At 69.3% G+C, this 7,208-nt stretch carries 8 protein-coding genes; 7 read left to right on the forward strand and 1 reads right to left on the reverse strand.

Annotated features, from left to right (window positions below):
• The first annotated feature begins 3 nt into the window (after positions 1-3).
• The 4 genes from CKO43_RS12105 (at position 4) to CKO43_RS12120 (ending at position 2,725) form a co-directional block, all read left to right on the forward strand.
• On the forward strand, positions 4-279 hold the full coding sequence (locus CKO43_RS12105) for a DUF493 family protein (protein WP_200230066.1): 276 nt from the start codon (positions 4-6) through the stop codon (positions 277-279).
• A 14-nt stretch (positions 280-293) separates the two neighbouring features.
• Positions 294-959, forward strand: coding sequence for a lipoyl(octanoyl) transferase LipB (gene lipB, locus CKO43_RS12110; protein WP_200230064.1), 666 nt, complete (start codon positions 294-296; stop codon positions 957-959).
• Positions 960-1,023: 64 nt separating this feature from the next.
• A complete protein-coding gene (gene lipA / locus CKO43_RS12115) occupies positions 1,024-1,989 on the forward strand; it encodes a lipoyl synthase (RefSeq protein WP_200230062.1) in 966 nt (321 codons plus the stop codon).
• A gap of 58 nt (positions 1,990-2,047) precedes the next feature.
• Positions 2,048-2,725: a DUF4197 domain-containing protein gene (locus CKO43_RS12120; RefSeq protein ID WP_200378782.1), complete on the forward strand. Its 678-nt coding sequence runs from the start codon at positions 2,048-2,050 to the stop codon at positions 2,723-2,725.
• Positions 2,726-2,732: 7 nt separating this feature from the next.
• Here CKO43_RS12120 and CKO43_RS12125 read toward each other — a convergent pair whose 3' ends face one another.
• Positions 2,733-3,980 (reverse strand): CaiB/BaiF CoA transferase family protein, encoded by a 1,248-nt coding sequence (locus CKO43_RS12125; RefSeq protein WP_200378783.1) that lies wholly within the window; start codon positions 3,978-3,980, stop codon positions 2,733-2,735.
• A 234-nt stretch (positions 3,981-4,214) separates the two neighbouring features.
• Between CKO43_RS12125 and CKO43_RS12130 the strand changes: the two genes are divergently transcribed.
• Genes CKO43_RS12130 through ptsP form a run of 3 tightly spaced genes read left to right on the forward strand, consistent with a single transcriptional unit; the run spans position 4,215 to position 6,715 of the window.
• Positions 4,215-4,664 carry a PTS sugar transporter subunit IIA gene (locus CKO43_RS12130; protein ID WP_200230059.1) on the forward strand — a complete coding sequence of 150 codons (450 nt, stop codon included), beginning with the start codon at positions 4,215-4,217 and terminating at the stop codon, positions 4,662-4,664.
• Positions 4,633-4,902, forward strand: a complete 270-nt coding sequence (locus tag CKO43_RS12135; protein ID WP_200230058.1) for an HPr family phosphocarrier protein — start codon at positions 4,633-4,635, stop codon at positions 4,900-4,902. Before CKO43_RS12130 ends, CKO43_RS12135 begins: the two co-directional genes overlap by 32 nt.
• A 22-nt stretch (positions 4,903-4,924) precedes the next feature.
• Positions 4,925-6,715: a phosphoenolpyruvate--protein phosphotransferase gene (ptsP, locus tag CKO43_RS12140; protein ID WP_200378784.1), complete on the forward strand. Its 1,791-nt coding sequence runs from the start codon at positions 4,925-4,927 to the stop codon at positions 6,713-6,715.
• Positions 6,716-7,208 lie beyond the last annotated feature (493 nt).

Genomic DNA, 7,208 nt, shown 5'->3' on the forward strand with positions numbered 1-7,208 from the left:
AAGATGGCCGACATCCCGCCCGAACAAAGCCTGATCGAGTACCCGAGCGCCTTCCCGATCAAGGTGATGGGCGCGCACGTCGAGGGTTTCGAGGAGGCCATCGTCTCGGTGGCACTGCGTTTCGACCCCGAGTTCGACCGTGACCGCGTCGAGCGCCGCCCGAGCAAGGGCGGCAACTACCTGGGGCTGACGATCACCGTCACCGCGACGAGCCGCGAGCAGCTCGACGAGCTCTACCGCACGCTCAGCACGCACCCGATGGTCAAGGTCGTGCTCTGAGCACGCGCCAGGCGATGCGGCTGCTGCTGCTGGGCCGGCGCGAGTACGCCGAGACCGAGGTCGCGATGCGCGACTTCACCGCCGCGCGCACGGCCGACACCGAAGACGAGATCTGGCTGGTCGAACATCCGCCGGTCTTCACCCAGGGTGTGGCCGGGCGCGACGCCCACGTGCTGGCCGCCGGCGAGATCCCGGTCGTGCGCACCAACCGCGGCGGCCAGGTCACCTACCACGGCCCCGGCCAGGTGGTGGCCTACCCGCTGATCGACCTGAAGCGCGCCGGCTACTTCGTCAAGGAGTTCGTCTTCCGCATCGAGGAGGCGGTGCTCGACACGCTGGGCGCCGTCGGCGTCACCGGCCACCGCGTGCGCGGCGCGCCGGGCATCTACGTGCGCCTGGATGACCCGTTCGGCCATTCGCGCCTGCTGCCCGCCGATGGCGACCCGTTCGCCGGCCTGGGCAAGATCGCCGCTTTGGGCATCAAGGTGAGCCAGCACTGCAGCTACCACGGCGTCGCGCTCAACGTCGCGATGGACCTGGAGCCTTTCGGCCGCATCGACCCCTGCGGCTACAAAGGGCTGAAGACGGTGGATCTGCGTTCGCTGGGGGTCGACGTCGCCTGGGAGGACGCGGCGCGCGCCTTCGGCCAGGCGCTGGCGCGGCGGCTGGCGCCGGCCTGACCCTGCGGCTACGGCGGCGAAAGGGGCGGCGGATAATCCCGGGCCTTCACGCCCCGATGCCGCCATGACCGATCCCCAGACCCCGGCCTACGACCCGACCGCCAAGCAGAAGTCGCAGGCCAAGACCTCGCGCATCCCGATCAAGGTCGTGCCGGCCGAGGTGCTGAAGAAGCCGGAATGGATCCGCGTGAAGGCGGGCTCGGCGTCCTCGCGCTTTTACGAGATCAAGAACGTGCTGCGCGAGCAGAAGCTGCACACGGTCTGCGAGGAAGCTTCCTGCCCGAACATCGGCGAGTGTTTCGGCAAGGGCACGGCGACCTTCATGATCATGGGCGACAAGTGCACGCGGCGCTGCCCGTTCTGCGACGTCGGCCACGGCCGGCCGGACCCGCTGGACGCCGAGGAGCCGAAGAAGCTGGCGCAGACGATCGCGGCGCTGAAGCTGAAGTACGTCGTCGTCACCAGCGTCGACCGCGACGACCTGCGCGATGGCGGCGCCCAGCATTTTGTCGACTGCATCCGCGCCACGCGGGAGCTCTCGCCGGCGACGCAGATCGAGGTGCTGGTGCCCGACTTCCGCGGCCGCCTGGACAAGGCGCTGGCGATCCTGAAGACCGCGCCGCCGGACGTCATGAACCACAACCTCGAGACCGTGCCGCGCCTGTACAAGGAAGCGCGGCCGGGCGCGGACTACGCCTTCAGCCTGAACCTGCTCAGGCGCTTCAAGGAAGAAGTGCCGGGCGTGCCGACCAAGAGCGGGCTGATGGTCGGCCTGGGCGAGACCGATGACGAGATCCTCGAGGTGATGCGCGAGATGCGCGCCCACGGCATCGAGATGCTGACGCTGGGCCAGTACCTCGCGCCCAGCGGCCACCACCTGCCGGTGCGGCGCTACGTGCACCCAGACACCTTCAAGATGTTCGAGCGCGAGGCCGCGGCGATGGGCTTCAGCCACGCCGCCGTCGGCGCGATGGTGCGCTCGAGCTACCACGCCGACCAGCAGGCGCACGCTGCCGGCGTCGGGGCTTGAGTTGCCGGCGCGCCCGGCGGCGCGCAGCATCGGCAGCGTCACTAGCAACGGAGGCACGATGGAACGCAGGCATTTCGTCACCGCGCTGGCCGCCGGCCTGGGGGCGTTGCCGCTCGCCGGCCGCGCCGCGGGCCTGACCGAGACCGACGCCGCCGCCGGCGTGCGTGCGGCGCTGGAGCGCGGGGCCGTGGCCGCGGTCGGCCTGCTCGGCCGCAACGACGGTTTTTTAGGCAACCCGAAGGTGCGCATCCCGCTGCCCGGGGCGCTGGACGATGCCGCCAGCATGCTGCGCGCCGCGGGCCAGGGCCGGCGCCTGGACGAACTGGTGACGGCGATGAACCGCGCCGCCGAAGCCGCGGTGCCCGAGGCGCGGCTGCTGCTGGTCAACGCCGCGCGTTCGATCAGCGTCGAGGACGCGCTGAAGATCGTGCGCGGCGGCGACACCTCGGTCACCGACTTCTTCGCGCGCAAGACGCGCGAGCCGCTGGGCCTGAAGTTCCTGCCCATCGTCACGCGCGCCACCGAGAAGGTGAAGCTGGCCGAGCGCTACAACGCCGTCGCCGGCAAGGCGATGGGTTTCGGCCTGGTGCGCAAGGAGGACGCGAACGTGCAGCAGTACGTCACCGCCAAGGCGCTGGACGGGCTGTACCTGATGATCGGCGAGGAGGAAAAGAAGATCCGCGCTGATCCGGTGGGCACCGGCAGCGCGATCCTGCGCAAGGTGTTCTCGCTTTAGAGCCGCGTCAGATCACGCCGCGCGTGCGCAGGTCGGCGATCTCGGCCTCGGTCAGGCCGATCTCGCGCAGCACCTCGTCGGTGTGTTCGCCCAGCAGCGGCGGCGCCCGGCGCACGGCCGGCGGCGTCGCCGACAGCTTGATCGGACTGCCTACGAGTTCGATGTCACCGAGCAGCGGGTGTGCTGCGCGCTCGACCATGCCGCGAGCCAGCACCTGCTCGTCGGCGAAGACTTCGCCCAGGTCGTTGATCGGGCCGCAGGGCACGCCGGCAGCGTCGAGCGCGGCCAGCCAGTCGGCTCGCGGCCGGGCCTGCAGCAGTGGCTCCAGCAGCGGGATCAAGGCCTGGCGGTTGCGCACCCGTGCGGCGTTGGTCGCGAAGCGTTCGTCGGCTGCCAGCTCGGCGCAGCCGGCGATCTCGCAGAAGCGCCGGAACTGGGCGTCGTTGCCGACAGCCAGGATCAGGTGTCCATCGGCGACCTCGAATACCTGGTAGGGCACGATGTTGGCGTGGGCGTTGCCGACACGGCGCGGCGGCGTCTTCGTCGCCAGGTAGTTGGCGCCAAGGTTGGCCAGCATCGCGACCTGCGTGTCCAGCAACGCCATGTCGACCACCTGGCCTTCGCCGGTGGCGTCGCGGTGGCGCAGTGCGGCGAGTATCGCCACCGTCGCGTACATGCCGGTGAAGAGATCGGCGACCGCGACGCCCACCTTCTGCGGCCCGGCGCCAGGCAGGCCGTCGCGCTCGCCGGTCACGCTCATCAGGCCGCCCAGGCCCTGTATCGCGTAGTCGTAGCCTGCGCGGTCGCGGTAAGGGCCGGTCTGGCCGTAGCCGGTGATCGAGCAGTAGACGAGGCGCGGCCGAGTCGCGCGCATCGACGCCGCGTCCAGGCCGTAGCGCGCCATGTCGCCGACCTTGAAGTTCTCGATCATCACGTCGGCGCTATCCGCCAGCCGGTGCACCAGCGCCTGGCCGTCGGGGTGGGCGATGTCTATCGTCAGCGAGCGCTTGTTGCGGTTGGTGCCGACGAAGTAGGCGGCTTCGTCGCTGTCGAGGCCGTCGCCGTCCTTCAGGAAGGGCGGGCCCCAGCCGCGCGTGTCGTCGCCGCCCGGGTGGCGCGCCGAGCGCGGGCGTTCGACCTTGACGACGTCGGCGCCCAGGTCGGCGAGTGTCTGCGTGCACCAGGGGCCGGCGAGCACGCGCGAGAGGTCGAGGACACGCAGCCCCTGGAGCGCGCCCGGTTTCAGCTGTTCCATCGCGCCGATTCTGGGCCAGAGCGGGGCGCTGCCGACGGGCGGCGCCCCAGGCGGCGCAGCGTGCGACTGTGTGCCGCCGGCACCCGCGCCGGGTCTTGGGCGCAGGCCTGCGGCTCCGCTCGGCGCCGCGAGGTGGCTGCGGCCGTTGCGGCAAGACGGTGCGTCCGGTGGCGACTTCGCGCCGCGATGCGCCGGTTCGCACGAAAGCTGCTGATAATCCGCGCTGATTTCGCCATGGCTGCCCTGCTCGTCATCGCCCACGCCCCGCTCGCCTCTTCGCTGCGCGCGGTGGCCGCGCATGTCTACCCGGACTGCGGCGCGGGGCTGGCGGCGCTGGATGTCGAACCCGGCATGCAGCCCGAGCAGGTCGTCGAAGCCGCGCGTGCGCTGCTCGCCCAACTGGGTGCGAGCGAAGCGCTGATCCTGGTCGACGTCTTCGGTGCGACGCCGTGCAATGCGGCGCTCGAACTCGCCGACGGCGTCAGCGCCCGGGTCGTCGCCGGCGTCAACGTGCCGATGCTGTGGCGCACCCTCTGTTACGCCCACCTGCCGTTGGATGAACTGGTTGCGCGCGCCGTGGCCGGAGGCACGCAAGGTGTCATGCAGGTCGGTGGCGCGCGCCGGCAGAACCAGGCAGCGCCGCTCGCTCCTCATGATCAAGACCCGCATCATCATCAGCAATAAGCTGGGCCTTCACGCCCGGGCATCGGCCAAGTTGACGAAGCTGGCGGGCAGCTTCCGCAGCGAGGTGTTCCTGAGCCGCAATGGCCGCCGCGTCAACGCCAAGAGCATCATGGGGGTGATGATGCTGGCCGCCGGGCTGGGCTCGGAGATCGAGGTCGAGACCGAGGGCGAGGACGAGCAGGCCGCGATGGATGCTTTGCTGTCGCTGATAGACGCCAAGTTCGGCGAAGGCCAGTAAGTTGCCGCCGGGAGAACGCCGCATGAGCATCCAGGTCTTCGGAACCCCGGTCTCACGCGGTGTCGCGATCGGCCGCGCGGTGCTGGTCGCCTCCAGCCGGGTCGACGTCGCCCACTATTTCGTCCCGACCGAGCGCATCGATTCCGAGATCGAGCGCCTGCGTGTGGCGCGCGACGCCGTGTCGACCGAGTTGTCGACGCTCAAGCGCGATCTGCCGCCAGAAGCGCCGACCGAGCTGTCGGCGCTGCTGGACGTGCACCTGATGCTGCTGCACGACGAGTCGCTGACCGGCGCGACCAAGCAGTGGATCGTCGAGCGCCACTACAACGCCGAGTGGGCGCTGTCTGCGCAGCTGGAGGTGCTGGCGCGCCAGTTCGACGAGATGGACGACGAGTACCTGCGCGAGCGCAAGGCCGACGTCGAACAGGTCGCCGAGCGGCTGTTGCGTTTCCTGGCCCGCGCCAAGCCTGGCCAGGCGGTGCCCGCCGGGGCCGAGGTGCCGCGTGCGCGCGATTTCGGCGGCGAGGAGCCGCTGGTGCTGGTCGCCAACGACGTCGCGCCGGCGGACATGATCCAGTTCAAGCGCAGCGTCTTCACGGGTTTCGTCACCGACGTTGGCGGGCGCACCTCGCACACCGCGATCGTCGCGCGCAGTCTGGACATCCCGGCGGTGGTCGGTGCGCGTGAAGCGAGCCGGCTGATCCGCCAGGACGACTGGCTGGTGATCGACGGCGATGCCGGGGTCGTCATCGTCAATCCGTCGCCGATCGTGCTCGAGGAGTACCGGTTCCGGCAGCGGCAGAGCGAACTGGAGCGCGCGCGTCTGAACCGGCTACGGCACACGCCGGCCGTGACGCTGGACGGGCAGGCGGTCGAGTTGCTTGCCAACATCGAGCTGCCCGGAGACGCCGCGGTGGCGCTGGAGGCGGGAGCCGTCGGCGTCGGCCTGTTCCGCAGCGAGTTCCTGTTCATGAACCGGGGCGGAGACCTTCCCGGCGAAGACGAGCAGTTCGTCGCCTATCGCGACGCCGTCGTCGCGATGCAGGGGCTGCCGGTGACGATACGCACCGTCGACATCGGCGCCGACAAGCCGCTGGACCGCATGAGCCTGCAGGAACTGCGGCATGAGCACGCGCTGAACCCGGCGCTGGGGCTGCGCGCGATCCGCTGGAGCCTGTCCGAGCCCGACATGTTCCGCCAGCAGCTGCGCGCGATCCTGCGCGCCAGCGCCTACGGCAATGTGCGCATCCTGATCCCGATGGTCGCGCACATGGGCGAGATCCGGCTGACGCTGGACGCGCTCGCGCGTGCCCGCCAGCAACTGGACGATGCCGGCTGCAGTTATGGCCAGGTTCAGGTCGGCGCGATGATCGAAGTGCCGGCGGCCGCGCTGGCGGTCGGCCGTTTCCTCGACCATTTCGACTTCGTCTCGGTCGGGACCAACGACCTGATCCAGTACACGCTGGCGATCGATCGCTCTGACGACGCTGTCTCCCATCTGTTCGACCCCTGGCATCCGGCCGTCCTGCGCCTGATCGCTGACACCATCTCCCAGGCGCATGCGCGCGGCAAGGGCGTCAGCGTGTGCGGCGAGATGGCCGGTGACGCTGCGTTCACCGACCTGCTGCTGGCCATGGGCTTGCGCAGCTTCTCCATGCATCCGGCGCGCATCGCGGCGATCAAGCAGCGGGTATTGCGGGTGGATACGCGACGCCTGGCTGCGGGGCTGCCGGCGGTGCTGAGCGCAGAAGATCCCGCGCTGGAGGCTGCGCGCCTGTTCGCGCCGGTACTCTCGGCTCCGAGCGCGGCCTGATCAGCGGCGCCGGCATGGCGCCTGGCACGGGCCCGTGATGTGGTGCGCGGTACAGACGGTGGCGGGTATGTTCGAGCCGGCTGCACCGTGCCGCTTCCTGGGCTCGACACCGGCGCTGCTCCTGGTCCCAGATGACCGGCCCTAGCGGGTTCTTCAACTTTTCTCGACGCCCCGCTTGCGTTCGTATTTGGACCCGTGCTACAGTCACAGGCTCCGCTGATCGACGGAAGTGCTTCGAAAGAGGCGCAGCCGGAGAAACCCTTCAAAAGGTTTCGGCGATAAGCAGAAAAGCCGAGTGCTTGACAGGGTTTAGAAAGAATGTCAGAATCTCGGTCTTCGCTGATGACAAGTCAGCGCGCTGCGAAAGCGGCGAAGCTCTTTAACAACATACAGCCGATAAGCGTGGGCGTTTGAAGGCGAGTGCCAAGAAGTCGCAAGACTTCGAGGTCCTAGTGACTTTAAACGCTCATGGAAATAGAAGTGAAGTTCACTT

Origin of the sequence: Rubrivivax gelatinosus (assembly GCF_016583785.1) — a bacterium.
Classification (GTDB): Bacteria; Pseudomonadota; Gammaproteobacteria; order Burkholderiales; family Burkholderiaceae_C; genus Rubrivivax; species Rubrivivax gelatinosus_B.

Coding starts and splice junctions, on each gene's coding strand:
- CKO43_RS12105 (WP_200230066.1), top strand. CDS start 4: ATGGCCGACATCCCGCCCGAACAAAGCCTGATCGAGTACCCGAGCGCC.
- lipB (WP_200230064.1), top strand. CDS start 294: ATGCGGCTGCTGCTGCTGGGCCGGCGCGAGTACGCCGAGACCGAGGTC.
- lipA (WP_200230062.1), top strand. CDS start 1,024: ATGACCGATCCCCAGACCCCGGCCTACGACCCGACCGCCAAGCAGAAG.
- CKO43_RS12120 (WP_200378782.1), top strand. CDS start 2,048: ATGGAACGCAGGCATTTCGTCACCGCGCTGGCCGCCGGCCTGGGGGCG.
- CKO43_RS12125 (WP_200378783.1), bottom strand. CDS start 3,980: ATGGAACAGCTGAAACCGGGCGCGCTCCAGGGGCTGCGTGTCCTCGAC.
- CKO43_RS12130 (WP_200230059.1), top strand. CDS start 4,215: ATGGCTGCCCTGCTCGTCATCGCCCACGCCCCGCTCGCCTCTTCGCTG.
- CKO43_RS12135 (WP_200230058.1), top strand. CDS start 4,633: ATGATCAAGACCCGCATCATCATCAGCAATAAGCTGGGCCTTCACGCC.
- ptsP (WP_200378784.1), top strand. CDS start 4,925: ATGAGCATCCAGGTCTTCGGAACCCCGGTCTCACGCGGTGTCGCGATC.